Source organism: Paraburkholderia sp. SIMBA_053 (assembly GCF_046534895.1).
Classification (GTDB): domain Bacteria; phylum Pseudomonadota; class Gammaproteobacteria; order Burkholderiales; family Burkholderiaceae; genus Paraburkholderia; species Paraburkholderia caledonica.
The window spans coordinates 1-206 of the sequence record NZ_JAWRXU010001971.1 but is presented as its reverse complement, the minus strand read 5'-3'; the positions used below and the strand labels follow the sequence as shown (position 1 = coordinate 206).

The following is a 206-nucleotide window of genomic DNA, read 5'->3' as shown; positions in this document are numbered from 1 at the left end:
GACAACGGCACGATCAACATCAGCGGCAACTCGACTGATGGCACGGGCGTGGTGGTGGATCCGAACGGTTCGATCAACACCTCGGGCGATGGCTCGACCAACATCTCGGGCGACTCGACCAACGGCACCGGCACGGACATCAACGGTTCGATCAACACGACGGACAACGGCACGATCAACATCAGCGGCAACTCGACTGATGGCAC

General features: G+C 60.2%; 1 protein-coding gene. It reads left to right on the top strand.

The window, feature by feature from the left end; all coding sequences use genetic code 11:
• A partial coding sequence (locus SB753_RS42420; protein WP_410805877.1) for a hypothetical protein occupies positions 1 to 206 on the top strand: 206 nt, incomplete at both ends.